At 40.7% G+C, this 24,166-nt stretch carries 26 protein-coding genes; 22 read left to right on the top strand and 4 right to left on the bottom strand.

Annotated elements, in window-relative coordinates:
- Position 1 precedes the first annotated feature (1 nt).
- The 5 genes from CYP84_RS06235 (at position 2) to CYP84_RS06215 (ending at position 5,431) form a co-directional block, all read left to right on the top strand.
- Positions 2-1,315: a MotA/TolQ/ExbB proton channel family protein gene (locus tag CYP84_RS06235; RefSeq protein ID WP_103637002.1), complete on the top strand. Its 1,314-nt coding sequence runs from the start codon at positions 2-4 to the stop codon at positions 1,313-1,315.
- Positions 1,312-2,403: an OmpA family protein gene (locus CYP84_RS06230; RefSeq protein ID WP_103637001.1), complete on the top strand. Its 1,092-nt coding sequence runs from the start codon at positions 1,312-1,314 to the stop codon at positions 2,401-2,403. The genes CYP84_RS06235 and CYP84_RS06230 overlap by 4 nt, the downstream gene beginning before the upstream one ends.
- Positions 2,396-3,247, top strand: a complete 852-nt coding sequence (locus CYP84_RS06225; RefSeq protein ID WP_103637000.1) for a pyridoxal-phosphate dependent enzyme — start codon at positions 2,396-2,398, stop codon at positions 3,245-3,247. The genes CYP84_RS06230 and CYP84_RS06225 overlap by 8 nt, the downstream gene beginning before the upstream one ends.
- Positions 3,244-4,536, top strand: coding sequence for a histidinol dehydrogenase (gene hisD / locus CYP84_RS06220; RefSeq protein ID WP_103636999.1), 1,293 nt, complete (start codon positions 3,244-3,246; stop codon positions 4,534-4,536). Before CYP84_RS06225 ends, hisD begins: the two co-directional genes overlap by 4 nt.
- A 139-nt stretch (positions 4,537-4,675) precedes the next feature.
- Entirely contained in the window at positions 4,676-5,431 is a 756-nt protein-coding gene (locus tag CYP84_RS06215) for a flagellin (protein WP_180996393.1), read from the top strand.
- Positions 5,432-5,911: 480 nt separating this feature from the next.
- On the opposite strand, the gene rpoD is transcribed toward CYP84_RS06215, so the two are convergent.
- Positions 5,912-7,765, bottom strand: coding sequence for an RNA polymerase sigma factor RpoD (gene rpoD / locus CYP84_RS06210; RefSeq protein WP_103636997.1), 1,854 nt, complete (start codon positions 7,763-7,765; stop codon positions 5,912-5,914).
- 149 nt (positions 7,766-7,914) lie between these two features.
- Here rpoD and CYP84_RS06205 point away from each other — a divergent pair, with 149 nt between their 5' ends.
- Complete coding sequence (locus CYP84_RS06205; RefSeq protein WP_012140011.1) at positions 7,915-8,724, top strand: flagellar hook-basal body protein; 810 nt, start codon at positions 7,915-7,917, stop codon at positions 8,722-8,724.
- A 15-nt stretch (positions 8,725-8,739) separates the two neighbouring features.
- Complete coding sequence (flgG, locus tag CYP84_RS06200; protein WP_002942100.1) at positions 8,740-9,528, top strand: flagellar basal-body rod protein FlgG; 789 nt, start codon at positions 8,740-8,742, stop codon at positions 9,526-9,528.
- A gap of 121 nt (positions 9,529-9,649) precedes the next feature.
- Here the strand turns inward: flgG and CYP84_RS06190 are convergent, their stop codons facing one another.
- The 3 genes from CYP84_RS06190 to CYP84_RS06180 form a co-directional block, all read right to left on the bottom strand.
- Entirely contained in the window at positions 9,650-10,393 is a 744-nt protein-coding gene (locus tag CYP84_RS06190; protein ID WP_141089199.1) for a tetratricopeptide repeat protein, read from the bottom strand.
- A 67-nt stretch (positions 10,394-10,460) separates the two neighbouring features.
- Positions 10,461-10,901: a sel1 repeat family protein gene (locus CYP84_RS06185; protein ID WP_103636995.1), complete on the bottom strand. Its 441-nt coding sequence runs from the start codon at positions 10,899-10,901 to the stop codon at positions 10,461-10,463.
- Positions 10,902-10,910: 9 nt separating this feature from the next.
- Positions 10,911-11,870 (bottom strand): tetratricopeptide repeat protein, encoded by a 960-nt coding sequence (locus CYP84_RS06180; protein ID WP_103636994.1) that lies wholly within the window; start codon positions 11,868-11,870, stop codon positions 10,911-10,913.
- A gap of 149 nt (positions 11,871-12,019) precedes the next feature.
- Here CYP84_RS06180 and CYP84_RS06175 point away from each other — a divergent pair, with 149 nt between their 5' ends.
- The 15 genes from CYP84_RS06175 (at position 12,020) to CYP84_RS06105 (ending at position 24,163) form a co-directional block, all read left to right on the top strand.
- Positions 12,020-12,682, top strand: a complete 663-nt coding sequence (locus tag CYP84_RS06175; protein ID WP_103636993.1) for an AzlC family ABC transporter permease — start codon at positions 12,020-12,022, stop codon at positions 12,680-12,682.
- Complete coding sequence (locus CYP84_RS06170; RefSeq protein ID WP_103636992.1) at positions 12,679-13,014, top strand: branched-chain amino acid transporter permease; 336 nt, start codon at positions 12,679-12,681, stop codon at positions 13,012-13,014. The genes CYP84_RS06175 and CYP84_RS06170 overlap by 4 nt, the downstream gene beginning before the upstream one ends.
- An 85-nt stretch (positions 13,015-13,099) precedes the next feature.
- Positions 13,100-14,146 carry a type II asparaginase gene (locus CYP84_RS06165; RefSeq protein WP_048809836.1) on the top strand — a complete coding sequence of 349 codons (1,047 nt, stop codon included), beginning with the start codon at positions 13,100-13,102 and terminating at the stop codon, positions 14,144-14,146.
- A gap of 179 nt (positions 14,147-14,325) precedes the next feature.
- Complete coding sequence (locus CYP84_RS06160) at positions 14,326-14,817, top strand: DUF1877 family protein (RefSeq protein ID WP_103636991.1); 492 nt, start codon at positions 14,326-14,328, stop codon at positions 14,815-14,817.
- 306 nt (positions 14,818-15,123) lie between these two features.
- Complete coding sequence (locus CYP84_RS06155) at positions 15,124-15,723, top strand: LysE family translocator (protein ID WP_103636990.1); 600 nt, start codon at positions 15,124-15,126, stop codon at positions 15,721-15,723.
- A gap of 73 nt (positions 15,724-15,796) precedes the next feature.
- A complete protein-coding gene (locus tag CYP84_RS06150; protein WP_103594325.1) occupies positions 15,797-16,156 on the top strand; it encodes a DsrE/DsrF/TusD sulfur relay family protein in 360 nt (119 codons plus the stop codon).
- An 18-nt stretch (positions 16,157-16,174) separates the two neighbouring features.
- Positions 16,175-17,068, top strand: coding sequence for a DUF4299 family protein (locus CYP84_RS06145; RefSeq protein WP_103636989.1), 894 nt, complete (start codon positions 16,175-16,177; stop codon positions 17,066-17,068).
- A 131-nt stretch (positions 17,069-17,199) separates the two neighbouring features.
- On the top strand, positions 17,200-18,747 hold the full coding sequence (locus CYP84_RS06140; RefSeq protein ID WP_103612286.1) for a flavocytochrome c: 1,548 nt from the start codon (positions 17,200-17,202) through the stop codon (positions 18,745-18,747).
- Between the two features lie 124 nt (positions 18,748-18,871).
- Positions 18,872-19,357: a 3-isopropylmalate dehydratase small subunit gene (locus tag CYP84_RS06135; RefSeq protein WP_012140000.1), complete on the top strand. Its 486-nt coding sequence runs from the start codon at positions 18,872-18,874 to the stop codon at positions 19,355-19,357.
- Positions 19,358-19,366: 9 nt separating this feature from the next.
- On the top strand, positions 19,367-20,434 hold the full coding sequence (gene leuB, locus CYP84_RS06130; protein ID WP_103636988.1) for a 3-isopropylmalate dehydrogenase: 1,068 nt from the start codon (positions 19,367-19,369) through the stop codon (positions 20,432-20,434).
- On the top strand, positions 20,431-20,676 hold the full coding sequence (locus CYP84_RS06125) for a hypothetical protein (protein WP_002941772.1): 246 nt from the start codon (positions 20,431-20,433) through the stop codon (positions 20,674-20,676). Before leuB ends, CYP84_RS06125 begins: the two co-directional genes overlap by 4 nt.
- Positions 20,658-21,098 (top strand): CiaD-like domain-containing protein, encoded by a 441-nt coding sequence (locus CYP84_RS06120; protein ID WP_258033905.1) that lies wholly within the window; start codon positions 20,658-20,660, stop codon positions 21,096-21,098. The genes CYP84_RS06125 and CYP84_RS06120 overlap by 19 nt, the downstream gene beginning before the upstream one ends.
- Positions 21,058-22,230 (top strand): CCA tRNA nucleotidyltransferase, encoded by a 1,173-nt coding sequence (locus CYP84_RS06115; RefSeq protein ID WP_103636986.1) that lies wholly within the window; start codon positions 21,058-21,060, stop codon positions 22,228-22,230. The genes CYP84_RS06120 and CYP84_RS06115 overlap by 41 nt, the downstream gene beginning before the upstream one ends.
- A gap of 74 nt (positions 22,231-22,304) precedes the next feature.
- Complete coding sequence (locus CYP84_RS06110; protein WP_103566972.1) at positions 22,305-22,784, top strand: tRNA (cytidine(34)-2'-O)-methyltransferase; 480 nt, start codon at positions 22,305-22,307, stop codon at positions 22,782-22,784.
- The gene (locus tag CYP84_RS06105) at positions 22,781-24,163 is read left to right on the top strand and encodes an endonuclease/exonuclease/phosphatase family protein (RefSeq protein WP_103581767.1); all 1,383 of its coding nucleotides are present in this window, start codon (positions 22,781-22,783) and stop codon (positions 24,161-24,163) included. The genes CYP84_RS06110 and CYP84_RS06105 overlap by 4 nt, the downstream gene beginning before the upstream one ends.
- Positions 24,164-24,166 lie beyond the last annotated feature (3 nt).

Raw genomic sequence — 24,166 nt, 5'->3', positions numbered from 1 at the left:
TATGCAAAATCAAAATGATTTTAGTGAGCTAAGCGTGCCAAAAGAGCGCCAAGCTCACTCTTTCTTTGTCTTTTTTAAAGTTATCTTTATCCCTTTAGCCATCTACATCTTGGCGATATTAGCGTATCTTGGCATTATAAATTTTCAGATGAAGCTTCACACCATCGTAATGATGGGCGTTATACTCTTTGTCGCTTTTATATTTTCACGCCACAGCGCCTTGGTAGCCTACTCAAATTTCTTAGCAAATGCCAAAGACTACAAGATAAGGCTAAAAGAATTTATCATCGCTCATCTCTTTGAAATCTCAAGCGTCAAAAAGGCAAACGCTAAATTTGAAGACTTTTTCGAGAGCTATACAAGAAATTTTAGAAATGACAACCTAGCAAACATCGGCCAAGCAGTCTTTCCTATGCTTGGAATTTTGGGCACATTTATCAGTATCGCTATCTCTATGCCAAGCTTTAGCTCAAGCACGACAAATGGCCTTGAAAAAGAGATCGCTATACTGCTAAACGGCGTGGCTACGGCGTTTTATGTATCGATATATGGCATATTTTTAGCGCTTTGGTGGATGTTTTTTGAAAAGATCGGCATTAGTAAATTTGAGAGATTTTACAGTGAGCAAAAAGAGCTAAGCCGAGAGTTTTTCTGGCAGGAAAATGAGTTAAATGCAAATTTCATGAAAGCAAGTGTAGGCTACTTTAAAGATAGTCACGACGCCTTTAAAATGGTGCTTGATGGTAAATTTGTAAAAGAGCTAAGCGAGCAGACAAATGAGAAATTTAAGAACCTAAAAGAGCTTTGCGAGGTCGAGAAAAATATCATCAGTCAAAGCAAAGCCGAGCTTAGTGCAAATTTAAAAATGCTAAATGAAGCCAGCCTAAAACAAGATGAGTTTGCAAAGATCCACACCGACATACTAAAGGCAGTTGGCGCGTTTTCTAACGCCTTTAAAGATATGGAGGTTAAGCTTTTAACCGAGCATGCAAAGCTTGGCGAGATTTTTAGCAGAAATTTAAACGCCACAAAAGAGAGCCAGCTTAAATTTGAGCAGACTATCAAGAGCTTTGACACCATTTTAAAAGAATTTTCTCTCTCTTTGATGAAAGAGCAAAACGAGGTGTTAAAGGCATTTAGAGCCTCGCTCGTGGAGAGTGCGACGATATTTAAGGCAGCCTACGAGCAAGAGGGCAGGAGCTTGGAGCGTGAAAAAGAGCGTGAGAGCCTCATTGCTGAGCTTAAGAAAAACATAGACGAGATCGACAAAGAAGCAAATTCTGTAATAGAAAAAATCGAAAATCTAGTGCAATGAAAATAAACAAAAATAACGAGGATCAATCGAGCTTTTGGGTTTCGTACGCAGACTTGATGGCGGGTCTGCTCTTTGTTTTTATGCTGCTAATAGGTGCTGTCGTCGTAAAATACGTCCTAACTCAAAACACCCTTGAAAATAAAGAGCAAGCTATCATCACAGCTTTAGCAAATTTAAAAGACGCTCAGGGCAAGAATTTCACCCTCGAAGAGCTAAATGATGCCCTAAAAAGCGAGCTTTCAAAGATAAGCGACGAAAACATAAATTTGAAAAAATCAAATGAAATTTTTGTCATCCAAATAGACGCTCTAAAAGAAAAACTAGCCCAACTCATAAACGAAAACAAAGACGCAAATGCGAGCATAAAAGAGCTAAATGCCAGCATTTTTGATCTAAATCAAAAGATGATCGTGCTAAATGATGAAATTTCATCAAAAGATAGAGCACTTAGCGATGCAAATGCAAGCAGCGAGAAAAATTTAGCCAAGATCGCCTTTTTGCTCGAGCAAGTGAGCAAAAAAGAGGCTAGATATGACGAGCTTTTAAGGGATCTAAATGTCACTCGTGACAGGGTCAAAAACCTAACTGGCATAAGGGTAAAAGTGATCTCTGCTTTAAAAGATAGGCTAGGAAATAGCATCGAGATCGACCCAAACTCAGGCGCGCTAAAGCTTAGCTCCTCAGTGCTTTTTGATAAAGCAAGTGCAGTCTTAAAAGAAGAGGTCAAAGAGGAGTTAAAAGCCACGCTTAGTAAGTATTTTGACGTGCTTTTAAATGATAAAGAAATCGCCTCAAACATCGATCAGATCGTGATCGAGGGCTTTACGGATAGCGACGGAAGCTACATTTACAACCTAGAGCTTTCGCAAAAAAGAGCCTACGCGGTGATGGAGTTTATAAACTCATTTAGCGATGATGCGCGCCTTAGAAAGCTGCTTGTCGCAAGTGGCCGAAGCTACAATGAGCTAGTTTTTAAAGATGGAGCCGAGGACAAGGACGCTTCAAGGCGCATAGAGATCAAATTTTCACTCTCAAACAAAGAGGCTATCAACGAGATAGAGAAATTTTTGGAGTTTAAGGGTGATTGAGCGGGTAGTCCTTAGAGGGCGAGAATTTTGGCTTTTAAGAGATGATCTGTTAGGCGAGTTTAACGGCAACAAAGCAAGAAAGCTGGAGTATTTTCTAAAGGCTGATCTTGGCGGCATCAAAGCCATCGTATCTCACGGCTCAAGCCAGTCAAATGCTATGTATAGCCTAAGTCTTTTTGCCAAGCTAAAAGGGCTTAAATTTTACTACGTCGTCTCTCATCTAAGCTCAAATTTAGAGCAAGATCCGGTTGGAAATTTCAAATTTGCACTTGAAAATGGCATGGAAATTTTTGTGAAAGAGGAGCGTGAGAAATTTGCTAAAGAGCTAGCAAAGAGCCAAAATGCGCTCTTTATAAACGAGGGCGTGGCGCAAAGCGAGGCCGAGCTTGGCTTTATAACGCAGGCAAATGAGATCAATGAGTGGAGCAAAAAAAGTGGCATAAGGCCTGATATTTTTTTGCCATCAGGCACAGGCACAAGCGCATGCTACTTAGCAAAGCACACCGATCTTAGGGTTTTTACAGCCCCTTGCGTAGGGGATAGCGACTATCTAAAAAAGCAAATTTACGAGCTAGATAAAAACAGCAAAGTGCAAATTTTAAATCCCCCAAAGAAGTATCATTTTGGAAATTTATACCCTGAGCTTTATGAAATTTGGCTTGAAGTGTGCAAAAGTGGCGTGGAGTTTGAGCTGATTTACGACCCAGTGGGCTTTATGACACTTTTTGCAAATTTAGATAAGCTTGGGAGCGAAATTTTATATATCCACCAGGGTGGAATTTTGGGTAACATTACACAAAAGCAAAGATATGAGAGAAAACTAAAAATAAAGGATCATAAATGAAGTTTTTACACAGCAGTGATGCTGACTTTGAGAGTAAATTTTCGCAGTTTGTTAGGCGAAGCGACAATGACATGAGTGCCGTGATGCCAGTGGTTGCAGGCATCATAGACGAGATAAGAAAAGATGGCGATAGCGCGCTTTTTACTCAGATAGCTAAATTTGATAAATTTAGTGTCACAGGCAAAAACGACATAATAATCGACGTAAAAGAGATGGAAGCGGCCTATAATTCGCTAGATAACGCCCTAAGAGTAGCTCTAAATTTAGCCCACGACAGGATAAAAAGCTATCATGAGCGCACAAAACCAAGCGACTGGACCTATAAGGACGAACACGACATCTTACTTGGTGCAAAATACACCCCAGTTGATCGCGCTGGCCTTTATATCCCAGGCGGCAAGGCGGCATATCCTAGCTCGCTTCTCATGAACGCTATACCAGCAATCGTTGCTGGCGTAAAAGAGATCGTAGTTTGCACCCCAGCGCCAAATGGCAAGGTAAATCCTCTACTTCTTGCGGCGATGCATCTATGTGGCATCAAAACAGCCTTTAAAATAGGCGGTGCAAGCGCAATCGCAGCGATGGCTTACGGCACAGCGACCGTGCCAAAGGTCGATGTCATCACAGGACCTGGCAACATCTACGTAGCGACTGCTAAAAAGCTAGTTTATGGCGATGTAAATATCGATATGATCGCAGGTCCAAGCGAGATAGGCGTGATCGCTGATGATAGTGCAGACCCTCGCCACATAGCGATCGATCTACTCTCACAAGCCGAACACGACGAGATCGCAAGTGCCTTTTTGATAACGCCAGTGGAGGCCTTTGCAAGGGCGGTGCAAAGACACGTTGAAGACGAGCTAAAAACGCTGAAACGCGAACCAATCGCAAGTGCTAGCATAAGAAATAAAGCTGCTATCATTGTCGCAAAAGACTTACAAGAGTGCTTTAAACTGATGAATGAGCTTGCTGTGGAACACCTAGAGATCGCTACAAACGATGCCTTAAGCTATATGGACGAGGTAAAACACGCTGGAGCGATATTTTTTGGACACTTCACGCCTGAAGCGATGGGCGATTATTTAGCTGGACCAAACCACACCTTGCCAACTGGCGGAAGTGCGAGATTTTACTCGCCGCTTGGAGTTGAAAATTTCATGAAGCGAAGCTCTATCATCTCAGTTAGCAGAAAAGGTATCATGCACCTTGGCAAACCATGCATGCAGCTAGCCGAAGCCGAAGGACTAACAGCTCATAAAAGATCAATCGCCGTGAGGTTAGAGGATTAAAAAATGAAATTTCATTTTAGAAAATTTAAAATTTTCTAAAATCTTTTTAAAAATATTTTTTGCTTTAAGAAATATTTTTGCAACTTTTTATGAAATTTATAGTAAAATCCATCACGAAACTACTAAAAAAGGAGTTGATATGAAGTTAGGAACTTATACTGCAAACCAGGCTTCAGGAAACTATTATTTAGATCAAGCTAAAAATAGCGAGAAAAAGGCGCTAAACGCCATCTCTGCAAATAGCGAGATCAAAGCATCAGGTGCAAATTTGCAAATCGCAGAGAGCTTACTTTCGCAAACAAATGTCCTAAATGAGGGCATGGCAAATGCAAACGATATGATCGGTATGCTTCAGATCGCCGACTCAACGCTTTTAAATTTAAGCGAGAGTGCGGATAAGATCGGCGAGCTATCAAGCAAGCTTTCAAACCCAGCTCTTTCAGCTAACGAGCAAAAGGGCATAAAAGGTGAGATAAATGCGCTAAAAAATGCGATGAGTGACAGTGTAAAAGAGGCTAAATTTAACGGTAAAAACGTTTTTGACGCCGAGCTTGGCTTTTTCACAGGCGATGGCACAAAAAATATAAATTTAAGCACAAATGCTCTTTTAGATGTTAAAGATGATGGCTCAAATTCGGGCGATATTTTGAAAAATATAAATTCACTTCGCTCAGAGATCGGCTCGACACAAAACGCTGTATTTAGAGGTATGAACGCTCTAGCTGCTAGAAGCGTAGCAAACGCTAATAGCATAGAAAACCTTGATAGTAGCGACATCGCAAAGAGCTTGGAAGAAAATTTACAAGCAAATTTAAAGCTACATGCTGCCTCTTTGGCTAAAGCTCACGACACTACGAGCTTGGCTGCAAAACTAGATAAACTTCTAGGCGAATAAATTTTTACCGGTCTTGGGCCGGTAAAACTCTCTTTTTATGCTTTACTTTTTGTTTTTAGAATATATTTACAAATCAAAAATTTGATATTTCTCATTTGAAAATTTGTAGCAAGCGTACCTTTTTTATCTATTTCTATAGCTTATGTACCTTTTTTTATAGCAAGTGTGCCCTCAAAACGAAGGTTATATTAATTATGCTTTAAGATAAGAGCTATATGTAATGTTTAAAACAATTTTTGAGTATGGATGCTATAAATTTTTCAAAGAGAAAGTCCTTTAAAGGGTATAGACGCTAATAATTTACCAAAAGAAAAGCTGTCTAAACAAGAGTATATACACCAAAATAGGGCAAAACGCTATACAAAAACATTAAATTTTTACTTGTATCTTTTGGTGCTTCGGTTGCAAGAATAACTTAATTATAGACTAGGATATAAATTTAAAGAGTTTAGATGTAGATGCCCAAAAGGGCAGGGCTTGTTAGCCCTCGATGTAGTTTTTGAGTTTTCTACCAACTTTTGGGTGCTTTAGTTTCTTGATAGCTGAGCTTTCTATCTGACGGACGCGTTCACGAGTGACATTTAGCGCTTTGCCGATCTCTTCAAGTGTGCGGTCGCTCTCATCTTCAAGCAAGCCAAATCTCATGGAAATAACCGCCTTTTCACGCTCATTTAGCTGTGAAAGCACATCGTCGATCTGCTCTCTAAGGTCACTTTTTAAAATTTGATCTATCGGTGATAGTGAAGTTTTGTCTTCAACAAAATCTCCAAATTTACCGTCTTCTTCGTTTGCGATCGGAGCTTCAAGGCTGATAGGCTCTTTTGTGATCTTGATCACCTGTTTTACCTTATCAACGCTTAGTCCGACCTCTTTTGCGATGACGCTTACATCAGGCTCTTTTCCCTCTTCTTGGAGGTATTTGCGGTTGATTTTGTTGATGCGGTTTATCGTCTCTATCATGTGGATAGGTATCCTAATCGTCCTTGCCTGATCAGCGATCGCGCGCGAAATAGCCTGGCGGATCCACCATGTGGCGTAGGTTGAAAATTTATAGCCTTTTCTATATTCAAATTTATCAACCGCCTTCATAAGACCGATGTTGCCCTCTTGGATGAGATCTAAAAACGGCAAGCCCCTGTTTGTATAGCGTTTTGCGATACTTACGACTAGACGGAGGTTTGACTTAGCCATTCTAGCTTTTGCTTCGTCTGAAATTTTCTTTCCACGTTTGATCTGCTCTAAAATTTCTTTTAGCCTTGCTGGCTCAAGGTCAAAGCCCTGTTTGCTTGCCTCTTTTGTCGTAAAAAGCTTTTTGATCTCGACGTAGGTTGAGACCATCGTAGCCTCTGGCACGCGAGCAGCGATCTCTTCTTTGCTAAGCTTGATGATATCTTTTAAGATGCTTTTGTGATTTTTCTTTAGCTCGTCACTAAACATCGGTAAGCGGTACTCAAGGCGTTTTAGCTCTCTGTCAAATTCATCGTCGCTTTTCAGAGCTGTCTCCATTGATTTTACGATCTCGCTGATTAGCTTGCTTGTTGGGCCAAGGTCCATCAGCTTCTCTTTTAAAATTTTCTTTTTAAATGCAAGCGTCATCTTTGAAGCTGTGTCGTCACTTTCTACCTTATCTTGCTTATTTGCGGTCTTTAGCCACTCTTTTTTAGCCTTTTCAAGGGCTTTAAAGCTCTCTATAACTTTTTCTGCACGCTTGTCGTTTTTGGCTGATTTTTTAGGAGTTTCGTTCTCTTCATTCTCCTCATCCTCTTCGTCTATATCCTCTTCGCCATCTTCGTTTTCGTTTTCGCTCTCATCTTCAAAGCTTTTAAAAAGCTCTTTTACGCGGCGTTCTCTATTGATGAGCGGCTCTTTGTAATCAAGTATGAAATCGATCAAAAATGGCACCGAACAAAAAGCATCGATGATGATATCTTCGCCAAGCTCGATCCTCTTGCTGATCTCCACCTCTTCTTCTTTCGTAAGAAGAGCGATCTGGCCCATCTCTCTTAGATACATCCTTACTGGACTATCTGATCTTGACCACTCTAAAAGGTCGCTCTCGCTTGAAAGATCGAGATCCTCGTCGATATCTTGGTCACTTTTTTGAGCATTTTCTTGACGTTTTTTAGCGTCAGCTAAATTTCTAAGCTTTGCAGCTTCAGCAGATGTGATGAGCTGAACTTTGTTTGTTTTTGCTAGTTGTTCTATCTTCTTTACTATCGTAGCCGTCGGAGCTTTGTCTAATAATTTTACTAATTTTTCGTATGTCAAAAAGCCTTTTGCATTTTCAACAAAAAGCTCTTCTATCTGAGAAAAAGAGTCTTTTGCGGCGCTCATAAATTTCCTTTCAAATCGTATCATTGTGATTTAAGTATTGGTTAAAAGAAAGTGGATTATACCCAAAATTTTTTAAAAGTGTATAAAAAGAAAGTTGGAACGATGATTGCTTAGTAGCTATAAAAATCAAATTTTGATTAGGAAAATTTATGCAAAATGGTTATTATCAAGCCACTGCTGGCATGGTAACGCAGTTTAACAGACTAAATGTCATCTCAAACAACCTTGCAAATGTAAATACGATCGGCTACAAGCGAAATGACGTAGTCATCGGCGACTTTGCGAGAATTTTTAAAGAGACGCAAGATGAACTTCCGCTTAAAAATCACACAAAAGACGGAGCTAAATTTCTAAACAGAACACTTGATCGCGTGCCACAAGTGAGCGAAGAATACACCGACTTTAGCGCTGGTGGCTTTAAATACAGCTCAAACACGCTTGACTTTGCGATAAAAAGAGAGGACGCATTTTTCTTAGTAGATACTCCAAATGGCGTAAAACTAAGCAAAAATGGCTCTTTTAGCCTTGACGGCGACGGATATATCGTCACAAAAGAGGGTTATAGGGTATTGCCAAGTGGCTATGAGGCGCAAAATCCTGGTCAAAGAGGCATCCAAGTGCCACAAGGCGAGGTTTTGACGGGTGATAAAAATGGAAATTTATACTCAAATAACAATCAATTTTCTAAATTTTACATCGCTCAGCCAAGAGAGATAAGAGATCTAAAAAAGGTCGGCGACAATCTCTTTGAAACGAGAAATTTTGACGACATAACCGAGCTTGACGAGGCTGATAGCGTGATGCAAGGCTACGCTCAGATGTCAAATGTAAATCCAGTCTTAGAAATGGTGGGTCTAATAGAAACCCAACGCTTAGTTGATATGTATCAAAAGGTTATGACAAGCCACATGACTGACCTTAACCAAGATGCTGTTCAAAAACTAGCCCTAAAAGCTTAATAAAAGGATAAAACTATGATGAGATCACTTTACACTGCGGCCACTGGCATGATCGCCGAGCAGACGCAGATAGACGTAACCTCACACAACATTGCAAACGTAAATACCTATGGATATAAGAAAAATAGGGCTGAATTTGCTGATCTTATGTATCAAGTTATGGAGTACGCAGGCACAGCTACGAGCCAGACTACCACAAGCCCGACAGGCATCGAGGTTGGTCTTGGCGTGCGCCCAACGGCGATAAATAAAATTTTTTCTCAGGGCTATTTTAAAGAGACTAGCAACAACCTAGATATGGTCATAGCTGGCAACGGCTTTTTTCAAATTCAGCTCCCTGACGGCACGACGGCTTATACTAGAAACGGCGCATTTAAGCTTGACGCAAACGGCACGATCGTAAATAGCGACGGCTACCAGCTCATCCCGCAGATCACAGTCCCTGCAAATGCGACACAAATTTCAATAGGCACAGATGGCACCGTCTCAGTTTTGCAAGCTGGCGAAACAGACATGGCTCAGATAGGTCAGATTGAGCTAGCGAATTTCATAAACCCAGCCGGTCTTCACTCGATGGGCGATAATAATTACCTCCAAACAAGCGCTAGCGGCGATGTGGTGGTAGGTGTGGCTGGCCTTGACGGACTTGGCACCATTAGACAAGGCTTTGTCGAGATGAGTAACGTCCAACTTGTTGAAGAGATGACTGACCTTATCACCGGCCAGCGCGCATACGAGGCGAACTCAAAGGCGATAACCACGAGTGATTCGATGTTAGAGATAGTAAATGGACTTAAAAGGTAGGTGATATGGACGCGACTTTGGCTATTGTTGGACTTATACTCGTTGCTTTTACGCTTGATGTTTTTTACTTTTCGGACAGGACCCCAAAGGGCAAGGGTCCCAAAAGTCAGGTGCATTAAATTTATAGAGCATTGTAAATTTGGCAGTCTTCGTCGTTGCCTAGCTCGCAGGACTTGCCAAAGTACTTTTTAGCTAAATTTTTATCTCCTTCTGTTTCATAATAAATAACCCCAAGGTTGTGACAACCATCCCCAAAGTCCATTTCGCAAGCTTTTATGAAGAGTTTGCTAGCTCTTTTTTGATCTTTTTCTACATATTTTCCGCTATGAAGCATCATACCAAGGCTATTGCAGCCTGCTGGTGCGTCTAGTTCGCAGCTTTTTTCAAAGAGCTCTTTTGCCTTTTTGGCGTCTTGTTTTACGCCATTTCCGTCATAGTATAAAAGCGCAAGGCCGTAGTATCCGTCGCCATCTTTTAGCTCGCATGCCCTTAAAAACAGCTCTTTTGACTTTTGATAGTTTTTATCTAGGGTATAGACAAAGCCAAGCCTTGCGCAGCCAAAGCCGTCGTTTAGCTCGCAGCCCTTTTGGTAAAATTTGGCTGCATTTTTGTTATTTACATCTTTTATGTAGTCCATGTCGTAGAGTGCGCCCACGCTACTGCAAGCACTTGCGTGTTTTAGCTCGCAAGCTTTTTTGTAAAACTCGCCCGCTTTTTTGTAGTTTTTGCTCTCTTGAAATTTATTACCAAGCTCAAAGCAGCTTTTAGCCTCTTTGTTTTCGCACCTAGACTCAAGCGTTTTTGTCTCTAAATTTGCGCCCCACAAAAGCACCGCAGAGGTTAAAAATAAAACGACCTTTTTCATTGCCTGCCTTTTTAAAAATTTAAATAAGTTTAGATAAAAAGCTTTAAATTTATAGTAAATATCAAATTTAATACCCAAGCTTATCTAATAAATTTCTCATATCACAGCCCTTTTTAAAACCTAGCTCGCATGATCTTTGAAAGTAGCTTTTGGCAGTCGTTTTGTCCTCTTTTTTGCCGTTATCTAAAAGTGCGTAGTTTAAAAATCTTGCATATCTATTTAATATGATAGTTTGATTAAGCTCGCTACCCACGTCGTTGTAGCCATTTATATAGATGAGCGCAGCGCTGTAGCAACCCTCTTTTATATCATTTTCGCAAGCTAGTAAAAATATCTCTTTTAGCTTTTTAAAATCTTTATCATCGCTTGATGAGTTATAAATTTTTGTAGCAGCCTTGTAACAGCTCGTTAAATTTGCTCTTATATCGCCCTCGCTTTGGCATATCTCGTCTAAATTTTTTGCATTTAAAAGCATAATGAGGGATAAAAACAAAATCAAATTTTTCATAAATGCTCTTTAGTGAAAATCTCTAACTATCTCGCAAGCCTCTTTAAGACCTAGCTTGCAAGCTTTTTTAAGCTCTTTTTCTGCCAACTTTTTATCCTTTTTTGTCCCTATGCCATGATAGTAAAAATATGCAAGATGTTTGCACCCACTTGCGCTATCTAGTCTGCACGCTTTGTTGTAGTATCTAAACGCCACCTCGTCATCTTTTTCTACGCCAAGTGCGTCGTCGTAAAGGCTGGCTAGGTTATTGCAAGCATCGGCAAAGTCAAGCTTGCAAGCTTTAAAATAGAGCTTACTGGCCTTTTCATACTCTTTTTGCTCTTGATATAAGCTCGCTAGGTTGTAGCAAGAGATACTAAAGTCGCTATCACAAGCCTTTTTGTAAAGCTTTACCGCTTCTTTGTAGTCGCGCTTTACGCCAGGGGTGTTGTGGTATAAAACGGCTAGGTTGTAGCATCCTTCATAGAAATTTTGCTCGCAAACTTTTTTGTAAATTTTAGCAGCCTTTTTGTAGTCTCTTTTTACGCCGCCGCCGTTATTATATAAAACTGCGACGTTAAAACAGCTTTGTATAAAAGCTAGATCGCAACCCTTTTTAAAAGCTTCTAAAGCCATTTTGTGATCTTTCATCTCTTGATACTCAACACCAAGGTTGTGACAGGCAAATTTGTTATTTTCATCGCAAGCTTTGTTAAGAATTTCTAGTGATTTTGTCACGTCTTTTTTTACGCCAAGCCCATTTTTATAAAACTCAGCCAGATAGATGCATGCGTCTAAATTTTTAACCTCGCATTCACTTTTATAAACTCCAAATAGCCTTTTATACTCATCATCGCTATATTTACGGCTAAAATCAATGCAGTTATCCTCGATATTACAGCTATTTGCTTGAGGGATTTTGATCATTGGATTTGTTGTTAGAGCTATTAAATTTAGTGTTAAAAATATTAGTAAAACTATCTTTTTCATAGAAATTTTCTTTATAAATTTTGTTGTTATTTTATAAAATTTAGTTTTAAAATGTGAGTAAGCAGTTAAATTTGTAAAAGCAAAAACGCCTCTTTAAATTTAAATTTTTAAATTTTTGCTAATATTTTGGCTTTTTATGAAGGTAAAATTTGACATTTAGCTACGTTTTTAAACTATCCATTCCTATCTTTATGGGCTATTTTCCGCTTGGTGTCGCCTTTGGCGTGCTGGCAAAGAGCATGGGAGTGAGCGCATTTATCGCCATGGCGCTTAGCATGCTTGGATACGGCGGAGCAGCGCAGTTTATGATGCTCTCGCTCTTTAGTGTGGGCACGAGCTACGTTGAGGTCTTTATCGTGAGCTATCTTGTAAATTTGCGCCACACTTTTTATGGGATTTCACTTTTAAAAGAGTATAGCGGTATCAAATTTAAGCTCTTAAACATCGCTTTGCTAACAGATGAGACCTTTGCGATATTTAAAAATTTAGGGCTAAAAGATGCAATGGATCGCAGTTTTGTCTTTACCTGGCTAAATCTTTTATCTTGGTCATACTGGGCGGCCGGGACGCTTCTTGGAGCGATACTTGGTGACTTTATCAAGGCCGATACAAGGGGACTTGAGTTTAGCTTAACAGCGCTTTTTACAGTAGTCGTCATCGAGATGTTTAAAAATGATAAAAACTACCGCGCGCTCTTTGCGGCGGTCTTTTTTGGCGTGCTTGGAGTGAGCCTCTTTCCAGCTAAATTTGTGCTTGTTGGCTCGATGGCGCTTTGTTTTGTATTTTTGCTTTTGTTTAAGGATAAAATTTGATAAGTGTAAGCTCAAGTGAGATGGTGCTTTTTGTTGCGGTGCTTTTAAGCGCCTTGGCTACTTTTATAACGAGGGCGACGCCGTTTTATGCGTTAAGAAACTATAAGCCAAACCCTTATTTAGACGCTATTGAGAAGCACATGGGCATGATGATAATGGTCGTTTTGGTCTGCTACGGGCTAAAAGATACGAAATTTAGCGAGTTTCCATACGGCTTAAGCGAGATAGTGGCGGTTTTTGCGGCTATTTTGGTGCATTTGAAATTCAAAAATGCCCTTCTTAGCATAGTTGTTTCAACTGGAATTTATATGCTTTTGATAAGAATTTTTTAAATAAATATAAATTTTGAAAATTAATAAATTTTTTAAATATATGACGTTATAATACTCTAGCAAATTTTAATGCAAAGGAGCTAAAATGCGTTTAATCTTTAAGGCGGTGTTACTCATGATTTTAGGTGCTACTTTAGCGGTTGCTAAGCCAACCATCTACATCCTAGCTACTGGTGGAACGATAGCTGGAAGCGGCTCAGGCTCGCTTGATTCAAGCTATACTTCTGGAACTGTTACGGTTGATAAACTTATCGCAGCCGTGCCAGATATCAACAAGATCGCTACCATAAAAGGCGAGCAAATTTCAAATATCGGCTCACAAGATATGAACAACGAAGTTTGGCTTAAGCTTGCAAATAGAATAAACGAACTTCTAAACAGCGGCAAAGCTGATGGTATCGTCGTTACTCACGGCACAGACACTATGGAAGAGACAGCTTATTTCTTAAATTTAGTCGTTAAAAGCGACAAGCCAGTTGTGCTTGTAGGTGCGATGAGAAATAGCGGCTCACTAAGTGCTGATGGCCCACTAAATTTATTTAACGCTGTAAATGTAGCTATCAGCAAAGATAGCGTAGGTAAGGGCGTTGTAGTTACTATGAATGATGAAATTCACGCGGCTCGTGAGGTGACAAAAACTAACACAACAGGCGTTGATACATTTAAATCACCAAACAGCGGCAAGATCGGCACAGTTTTTTACGGCAACGTAAAATACTATATGAATCCGCTCAGAAAACACACAGCAAGCTCAGCTTTTGACCTAACTGGCGTAAAAGAGCTTCCAAGAGTTGATATCATCTACTCTCACGCAAATGACAACCCTGACTTTGTAAATGTGGCTGTTAAAAACGGCGCAAAAGGCATAATTAGCGCTGGTCTTGGCAACGGCAACCCTTACTTTAGCGTGCTAGAGGCTCTTGGTGAGGCTTCAAAAGCTGGCGTAGTGGTAGTTCGCGACTCACGTGTGGGAAGTGGCGAGACAACTATGAACGGCGAAGTCGATGACGCAAAATACGGCTTTTTAACAAGCGATAACCTAAACGCTCAAAAAGCTAGAGTGCTTTTAATGCTTGCACTTACAAAAACAAGCGACAAGGCTAAAATTCAAGAGTTTTTCTTAACTCACTAAGCTTAATTTTAGCGGAGATATCGCGAGTGCTTTTAAGTGAGCTTTGATTTTTCTCATTTGGTAGAAAAATTATGCGTAACATTTAAAATCATCTTACGATATCCGCTCGTGGCGGAGCTGTTAAATTTATAGCTCCGCCCTCTCTTTTTTTAAATTCACATTAAATTTAAGGCTCTAAAATGAGTATCAGCGCGCACTACTACGCCTACTTGCAAGATGATATAGAAAAGATCAAAAATGGCGACGTCGGCGAGCTTTTGGACGAATACGACATGGATAATTTGTGGGACGCGATGTGTAAGATGCTAACTGGCACAAATTTCAAGCAGAGGCTTAAGGCTGGCGATATTTTTAGCTCGAAGGAGCCTTTTAGCTGGGCTATTTTTGGACGTAGTGCCTTAAAAGAAGAGCTAAGCGAGATGATCTCTTTTTCTAGTGCAACAGATGTAAAAGAGGTGGCTATGGCGATGAAAAATGTTGAGATTAGCGCACTTTTAGCAAAGATAAATTTAAAAGAATTTGCTAGCTCAAACACGTATCCTGATATCTTTGGGCGGCAGAGCGAATTTGAATATATCAAGGCTAGTTTAAAAGAGCACTTTACTGGGCTTTTAAATTTTTATCAAAATGCCGCTAGCAAAGGGCTTGGCGTGCTAATAGTAATAGGCTAAATTTTTAAATTTATAAATGAAAGGTGATTTAAATTTAGCCAGCTTTAAAGGCAAATAAATTTATAGAGTGCCTTTATGGCAAAAGCTAAATTTATATGAAACATACTTGATAAATTTGCCGTCTAGGCTGCGAAACACATATAAAATCGCCTTTGTTTTTGCACTAAATTTATTAAATTTATATACCTAGCGCCAAAAGCCAAATTTTTCACGTCCAAAAGCAGGCTAAATTTGCTAATAAAGCGCTCTTTTATCATAAATTTATAGATTTTGATTTAGCATTTCATTAAAATTTCAAGGCCTCTTATGAATTTCTTGCTATTTTTTATCACCCTTGCGCCCATCTCGATGATGCCAGGCATCAACATGACCTACGCTATGAGCATTGGTATGAGCTTTGGCTACAAGCACTCGTTTTTCGTGATGGCTGGGCAGCTTTTAGCGATCGCTTTTGTATCGTTTAGCTGTATGCTTGGCGTGGGAGCGGTGCTACATCATTTTGAGTACGCATTTAAGGCGCTAAATATCATCGCAGGCCTTTATATGCTCTATCTTGGCGCGATGCTCTTTTTTGGCAAGGGCGAGCTTAGCATCACAAACGTCTCAAATTTGCCAAGCAAAAAGCAGATGTTTATAAATGGCCTCATCGTTAGCGTCTCAAACCCAAAGGCGTGGATATTTTTCTCAGCCTTGCTGCCTACATTTTTGGATAAAGACGACCCATTTAGTCTAGCTCGTATGTGTGTGATCACCATAACGCTCGTTTTGATCGAGTTTTGTGCGCTAAATATCTACGCACTTGGCGGAGCTATGCTGAAGAAATTTTTACAAACGCACCTAAGGCTACTTGAAATTTGCACTGCCATTATCGTCTGCACGATCGGCGTGCTCTTGCTTTTTAGATAAATTTATCCACTTTTTACCTAGCTTGGCTAAAATTTGTCCAGTTTGCGCTACATTTTTAGCAAAAGGATAAGAGATGAAAAAATTTCTATTTATACTTACAAATCAGCCATATAACGGCACGGACAACGCTTACAACGCGCTAAGGCTAGCTAGAGCGTTAAAAGAAAAGGGCGAAGAGGTTAGGATCTTTCTCATGAACGACGCAGTCGATCTTGCGCGAAATAGCACCAAAAAGCCAGAAAACTACGACGTCGATCTAGTAGCGATGCTAAAAGAGCTATACGCTGGTGGCGCGATGCTTAAGGTTTGTGGTAGCTGCCAAACAAGGTGCGGTTTGCATGTGGGAGAGCCTTATTTTGAGGCTGAGGTGAAAGGCAGCATGGATATCTTGTCCGAGTGGGTGAGAGAGTGCGATCAAGTGATGACATTTTAGAGCAAAAAAGGAGAATTTATGAGTTTGACATTTAGTGTAAAAAATAAAAAGAAGCTGCTTGGCGGATATGCAAAGGCGCTAAGCGAGCGTGAAATTTCAGCTCTTGTTGAGGGGCTTTTCTTTTTTAACAGCGAGCAAGAGGAGCCAAGCGCAAATGAGCTGGGCGCTGACGTAATGATAGCAGGCGTGTGGCAAAAGAGCGCTCGTGGCTTTGAGCTAAACTACGAAGATGGCGAGTATATCGTGCGCGTTTATACTCCAAGTGGCGTCGGCGACTGGCAGATCGCACTTGAGCTACTCTCAAAGCTCTCAGTCCAAACTGGCTCAAAAATAGAGTGCGATAACGAAAAAATTTATGATAGCGAGCAAATTTTAAAATTTGAATACGAGGCTGACATCGCAGCTGGACTTGAAGCGTTAAAAGATATAAAAGAGAAAAATCAAACGCTTTATATCTCTGGCGTGGGGCGTGATGTGGCGTTTGACGCGGTTATGGTAGATGAAATCTTTGCTAGTGCCAGCCCTGCGGCTAAATTTGATGAGATGATGAGGCAGGTGCAGTATCTTGACGCATACAGCGCAAAAGAGCACCTCTATCAAGACAAAGACGGCAACGAAATTTTTGGCGCATACACGCTTAGTGAAAATTTGCCGACCATCTTGCCTTATGCTCCATCTCCGTCGTGGCAGGCACAAGAGGCGCTTGGAGATCGCAAGGTATCGCGCTGGGTGCTTACGCTAGTTGTGGGCGTGGAGGATAGTAACGCTCAAGTGCTTGATGAGTGTGAATATGGAGCTTTCATGGCAAATTTACCAAAAGAAAAATACCACTTCATCGACGCTGCAAACGTGCTTGTTGAGCCACTTAGTGAAGATGAGATGAAAGAAATTTTGCAAAAGGCTAAGGCTTAAATTTAAAGCTTTAGAGGCTAGTATTAAAATTTGCTTTATAAATATTTTTAGTCAAATTTTCATAATTAAGTTTTATTTTATGCGTAATTGACGTATAATTTACGCCAAGAAATTTAAAAAAGGAGCAAACAATGAGAGAAATTTCTAGGCGAAATTTTATGAAAATGGGTGCTACTGGCGCATTGGCACTTGCTGCTAGCAGTGCAAATGCTGGAGTTTTAGAGGCAAAAGATATTAAATTTGACGAAGAGTATGACGTCATCGTCATAGGCACAGGCTTTGCAGGCTCGATGGCTACTTTGCAAGCGCTAAAACGCGGCAAAAAAGTGCTAATGATCGAGAAAATGGGACGAAGCGGCGGCAACTCAGTCATAAATGCTGGCAATATGGCTGTCCCAAATAATGAATTTCAAAAAGCAGCAGGCATAAAAGATAGCAAAGAGGCTTTTATCGCTGACTGCCTAAAAGATGGTCAAAATTTAAACCATGTCGATCTGCTTGAAGTCATCTATGACCGCGCAAATGACGCTTTTGAATACCTAAAAACGCTTGGCGTTGAATTTACAGGCAAGGTGATCTCAGCGAGCGGTCACTCTATAAAACGTGCCGTTCAGTCTAAAAACACAAGTGGTGCAGGATACGTTTTGCCTATGCACGATGCGATCGATAAAAATCCGAATGCCGTGACAAAAAGAAGGACTAAATTTGATGATTTTATCATCGATGAAAATGGCAGGGTTGTTGGCATAAAATGCAGGGAGGATTATAGATTTGATCATCAGCTTGCAAATGATGATAAAGAGAATAAAACTGGCACGCCAAAATGCTTTAAAGCAAAAGATGGCGTCATCCTTGCAGCAGGAGGTTTTAGCTCTGATAAGTGGTTTAGGATGCAGCAAGTACCGTATCTAAAAGACAATATCGAGACAGTTAGCCAGCCAGGTGCAACCTCTGGAGCGCTAGTAGCTGCGATAAAGCTTGGAGCAAACCCTATCCAACTTAGCTGGATCCAGCTAAATCCATACACAAACCCAACTGAAAGAGGCTTTGGCACATCTGCACTTTTTACAAATCACTGCGCAAATGACTACGGCCTAAGCGTCAATCCAAAAACTGGCAAACGCTTTATGAATGAGCATGCAGGCCGTAAGGTAAAGAGCGATGCGATCTTTGCTTGTATGGCGCAAAGTGATAAAAACGATAACTATCCAGTAAATATCTGCGATCAAGCAGCCGTTGATGCAAACAATATCGCTTATACAAAAAAGGGCGTTGAAGAGGGCTCTATAAAGAAATTTAACACACTTGAAGAGCTTGCAAAAGCTTATAATATCCCGCTTGAGCCATTTTTGGAGACTATTAAAAATTTCAACGAATATGTCAAAAATGAAAAAGACCCTGAGTTTGGAAAACCTTTGACAAAAGCTGATGTAAATGGCATTGGCATTACAAAAGCGCCATTTTACGCGAGTGAGACTACGCCAAAGATCCTTTACTGCATGGGCGGTGTCGAGATAAATACAAAAGCGCAAGTCATAAGCGCAACTACTCACGAGCCTATTGCAGGTCTTTATGCAGCTGGCGAGATCACTGGTGGCGTGCATGGAGCAAGCCGTCTTGGCACGATGAGCATGGCTGATTGTATGGTATTTGGCATGGTTGCTGGAGAGAATATCTAATTTATTTTTACTTAAATTTAGCGGTTTAAATGCCGCTAAATTTAGCTTGCAAGAGCGCTTTTGATTATTTATTTAGCTTCTTTTGGTTAAAATCAGCCCAAATTTACAAAACTAAAGGTTAAAAATGAAACAAGGCAAAGTTTGGAAATTTGGCGATAACATCGACACTGACATCATCATCGCCGCAAGATATTTAAACACTTCAGACGAAAAAGAACTAGCAAAACACATCATGGAAGACGCTGATCCTAAATTTAGCTCAAAAATAGCAAAAGGCGACATCATCGTAGCTGGCGAAAATTTTGGTTGCGGTAGCTCAAGAGAGCACGCCCCGCTAGCGCTAAAAGAGGCTGGCATAGCAGCTGTTGTGGCTAAGAGCTTTGCGAGGATTTTTTACAGAAATAGCTTTAACACAGGGCTTTTGATACTTGAGATCAAAGAGACTGATGAGATAAACGAGGGCGACACGCTAAAGATCGACGTAGATAACGGCGTCATCATAAATGAAAGCACAAAAAAAGAGTATAAATTTAACGCTATTCCGCCATTTATGCAAGAGCTTTTAAACGCTGGCGGCCTTATCGAATACGCAAAAGCGAAGATGAACTAAGGAGCGGCGATGAAAAACTATAAAATTTGCGTTATAAAAGGCGATGGCATCGGCCCTGAGATCATCGACGAGGCGATAAAGGTTTTAGACGTAGTGAGCGCTGAGTTTGGTATCAAATTTAAGTATGACTACAAGCTTATGGGCGGCGCAGCCTACGACGTTTTTGGCGAGCCACTGCCAGATGAGACGCTAAGCTCAGCGCTTAGTAGCGACGCTGTGCTTTTTGGAGCGATCGGCGGCGAGAAATGGGACAGCCTGCCAAGACACCTAAGGCCAGAGAGCGGACTTTTAAAGATCAGAAAAGAGCTTGAAGCTTATGCAAATTTACGCCCAGCCATCATCTTTGACGAGTTAGTGGATGCTAGCACGCTAAAGCCAGAGGTGCTAAAGGGCGTTGATTTTGTCGTGGTTCGCGAGCTAACTGGCGGGCTTTATTTTGGGCAGCCACGTGAAAAAGGCGAAGATAGAGCGTTTAACACGATGGTTTATACTAAATTTGAGATCGAACGCATCGCAAAGATCGCCTTTGAGACGGCTATGCTTCGCAAGAAAAAGGTCTGCATGGTCGATAAGGCAAATGTGCTTGAGACAAGCCAGCTTTGGCGCGAGGTGACAAGCGAAGTGGCAAAGGACTATCCTGAAGTAGAGCTTAGCTTTATGTACGTAGATAACGCAGCGATGCAGCTAGTAAGAGCTCCTGCAAATTTTGACGTCATACTGACTGAAAATTTATTTGGCGACATTTTAAGTGACGAAGCGAGCATGGTTTGTGGCTCGATAGGACTTTTACCAAGTGCCAGCATGGGCGGTAAAGTGGGAATTTATGAGCCTATCCACGGTTCAGCACCAGACATCGCAGGGCAGGGCATAGCAAATCCGATCGCGACCATTTTAAGTGCAGCGATGATGCTAAGATATGCATTTGGTGAGAGTGAGGCGGCAAATGCGATAGAAAATGCTGTAAAAACAGCGCTTGCAAATGGATATAGAACAAAAGATATCGCCGCTTTTAACGCAGTTGAAATTTGCTCAACAAGCGAGATAGGCGACGTGATAGCAGGATTTATCAAAAAATGAAAAACACGATCACTGAAGCACTGATCTACGAGGCGCAAGGACTAAAAGACGATGCGCTTGAAATTTACAAGAATATCTTAAAACAAGACCCATCAAACAAGGACGCCCTTAGCGCGATAAACCGCCTGAGCGGACTTCGCAAGGAGCGCGTGATAAAAAATGAGCAGATGAAAGAGTTTTTCATCAGGATGAAAAGTGACGAAGAGATAAACGAATTTAAAAGGTGGTTGATAAGATTATGAAGCTTGATGATATCGCTAGGATGGCCATTAGTGAGGTTAGCGCCGAGCTTGAGAAGATAGAGGCACTGCAAAGCAAAAAGCAAGAAGAGCTTGAAAGGGAGAATTTAAAAAAAGAGCTTTTGGCAATAGAAACTGCTGACGAGCAAGTGCTTGAAGAGCCAAAAGTAGAGGCAAGCGTGCTAAGCGTGTCAAGTGCGCAAAGTGAGCCGGAGCCAAAGGTAGCGCAAATTTTGCCAAAGAGCAGGGAGATAAGCGAGGAGGAAATTTTCTTAGCAAACCTTGCTGAGCGCATCGAGGTGCTTTTTGAAGGGCTTAAGCAAACTAGCGAGCAAGACCTTAGCCAAAGGCTCGAGCTAACTACTAAATTTTTAGAATTTACCCTTGCAAATATCGAAAATAGACTTCAAAATCTCTCAAAATAATAAATTTGAGGCAAAAACTGGTACAAGCATTTACAAAAATAGCGAGCTAGACTTTTTTAGGTCGCTATTTGCTCCATTTAGCAAGCGCGTCTATCTAGTCGGTGGCTGCGTGAGAGATGCGCTTTTGGGGCGAGAAATTTATGATTATGACATCGAAGTTTATGATATAAAGCCAGCTAAATTTGACGAGCTGATGACTAGCATAAAAGCTAGTGGTGTTGGCAAAAGCTACTTCATCTACAAATATAAAAACTATGATCTTGGGCTGCCACGAAGCGAGAGCAAGACTGGAAATTCGCACAAAGACTTTGCCGTAAGCTACATAAATGATCCAGCTCTTGCTAGCCTAAGGCGTGATTTTACGGTAAATGCCATGATGATGAACATCTTTAACGGCGAAATTTTAGACTTTCATAGCGGCAAAAAGGACCTTGAAAGCAAGACGCTAAGACACATCGATAGTGAGAAATTTAAAGAAGATCCGCTAAGGGTGCTACGTGGCGTGCAGTTTAGCGCTAGGCTTGGCTTTAGCATAGCTGACGAGACGCTAGAGCTTATGAAAACGCTTGATCTAGCGCATCTAAGCAAGGATAGGATAAATACCGAGCTCATTAAATTTTTTAGAGCAAAAGAGCTTGAAAAAGGGGCGTTTTATCTTTTTGCACTTTCTCTTTTTGAGCAAATTTTTGACGTGCAAATTTGTGAAAATGATGAGTTTTTGAGCGAACTTAAAAGTGCTAGAAATTTCGTGGATGATGAGAGGCTATTTTTGTATATGCTTTTTGGTAAATTTGAGCTTGACGCAAAGGAAATTTTAGAAAAAATGCGCCTGTCAAAGAGCTACTTTTCTATCCTAAAAGAGCCATTTTTTAAAGCTATGCCAAGTGACAATGAGCTACTAGAAATTGCTCTAAATATGCCTATAAAATCGTGGCTTGGAGCTTACAATAAAGAGCGCATAGAGCGTGCAAAAGAGCTTGGGGTCTATGAGAGTAAATTTGACGCAAAGGTCGATGTGAGAGAGATCTTGGCGGCTGGCTTTAAGAACGAGATGATCGCAGCTGAGATAAAACGCAGACAGGAGCTTGAAATTTTAAGCTATCTTAGCGAGCGCAAATTTAGAAAATCTTAATCTTTAAAACTCTTAAAAGCCCATTTTGGCTAAAATGAGCCAGTTTATAACACTTTTTAAGGCAAGAAAAACTTATGTTTAACATAGTCCTAGTCCATCCTCAGATACCGCAAAACACTGGAGCTATCGGCAGAATGTGCGTAAATGCAAATTTAAAGCTGCACATCGTTAAGCCAACTGTCTTTGATCTGAGCGAAAAGGCTGTTAGACGTGCTGGGCTTGATTATTGGAAAATCTTAAAGCCACAAATTTGGGAGAGTTTGGATGAGTTTTTGGAGGCAAATTTGAGCCACAAAGAGCGATTTTTCTTTGCTACGACTAAGACAAACAGGCTTTACTACGACGCTAAATTTGAGCCAGGAGATTTTATATTTTTTGGCGGAGAGAGCACGGGGCTGCCAAGAGAGTTTATGGATATAAATTTCAAAAACGCCATAACGATCCCGATGGGAAAAGAGGGCAGGAGCTTAAATTTAGCCATGAGTGCTGGCATCATCGCGTATGAGGCGATCAGGCAAAACATCTCTAAATTTGACTTTAGGAGCGAGGTTTGAGAGCGCTCTTTGCATTAGTTTTTGCCGTTTTTATGGCATTTGCTAGCGAGATAAGCATCGCAACTTATAATGTGCAAAATTTATTTGACTGCAAGGACGATGGCAGCGAATATCCTGACTTTAAATCTAGCACTTCAAAGTGGGACTGCGAGGCGGCTAGCTCAAAACTAAAAAGAACAAAACAGGTCATAGACGCTATAAATACCGACATCATCGCACTTCAAGAGGTAGAAAACGAGCAGGTTTTAAAAAGCCTTGTTGAAGGCAGCGACTATAAATTTATAGCTTTTAGCAAGGCAAAAAACTCTCCAGTTGGGCTAGCTCTCATATCAAAGATAAAGCCAAGTGGCAGTGAAATTTTTGAAGTGCCAAATGTAAAAACTAGAAACATTTTAAAGGTTATTTTTGAGGTGGAGGGTAAGAAATTTGGCGTTTTTGTTAATCACTTCCCAGCTTATAAAAACGGCATAAATATGCAAAAAAAGGCTGAAAGAACGCTAAGAGCTGCTCTTGGTAACGAGCAAAATGCCATAGTTTTGGGTGATTTTAACTCACCTTATGGGCAAAAATCCATCTTAAACGATATCATCGCAACTCGTGGATTTTATGATCTTTATAGCTTTTTAGCCCCAAAAGATAGATACTCTCATGCAGTCCATGGCAAAAAGCGAGCTATTGACCACGTTTTGCTCTCGCCTAGCTTTATGGCAAATGGCGATCTAAGCTACGTTGATGGCAGTTTTGAGGTCTTTAAGCCAAGCTTTGTGGTCGATGAACATGGCTTTGCAAAGAGTGATCTTTACTCAGACCACTTTGCGCTTAAATTTAAAATCTCAACCAAACCAAGTCTTGCTAAATCAAATGAAAATTTAAAAAAAGAAGCTAAAAAAGCAGATGATCAAAACTATAAAAAAGCTTACATAGAGACGCTTTTTGAGCATCCTGAGGCCTTGCCAGCACTTGTGGAGCGAGCTGTTGTCATCTTAAAAGATAAGCATGGCTTTATCATCTCAAAAAATCGCCGTGGAATTTACGTATATGATCCTAAAAATAGCGTCGGCGTGGGCGATGAGCTTGACATTTTGGTCAGGCGAGTGAAATTTTACAAAGAGGTGCTTGAAGTAAGCTCTTATGAGATCATAAATGAGCATGGCGCAAAAGAAGTGAGTGAAAATTTACTTGATAGCTCAAAGCTAAGCATTGCAAGAAGCGGCGATGTGATCGCTAAAATTTCAGGTAGGCTAGAGGGCGGCTACTTGCATACACCGCATGGCAAGATCAGAGTTTATAGCAAAAAAAGGCTAAAAGATGGTGAGTATAGCTTTGAGCAGGCGAGGGTGAAAATTTATAAAAACGAAAAAGAGATCGTTGTGGAGTAGATG

The sequence above is a fragment of the Campylobacter concisus genome, from assembly GCF_002912425.1.
In the GTDB taxonomy this organism is placed as follows: domain Bacteria; phylum Campylobacterota; class Campylobacteria; order Campylobacterales; family Campylobacteraceae; genus Campylobacter_A; species Campylobacter_A concisus_AH.
Note: the sequence above shows the minus strand (reverse complement) of the source record. Positions and strands in the feature narration are given on the sequence as shown.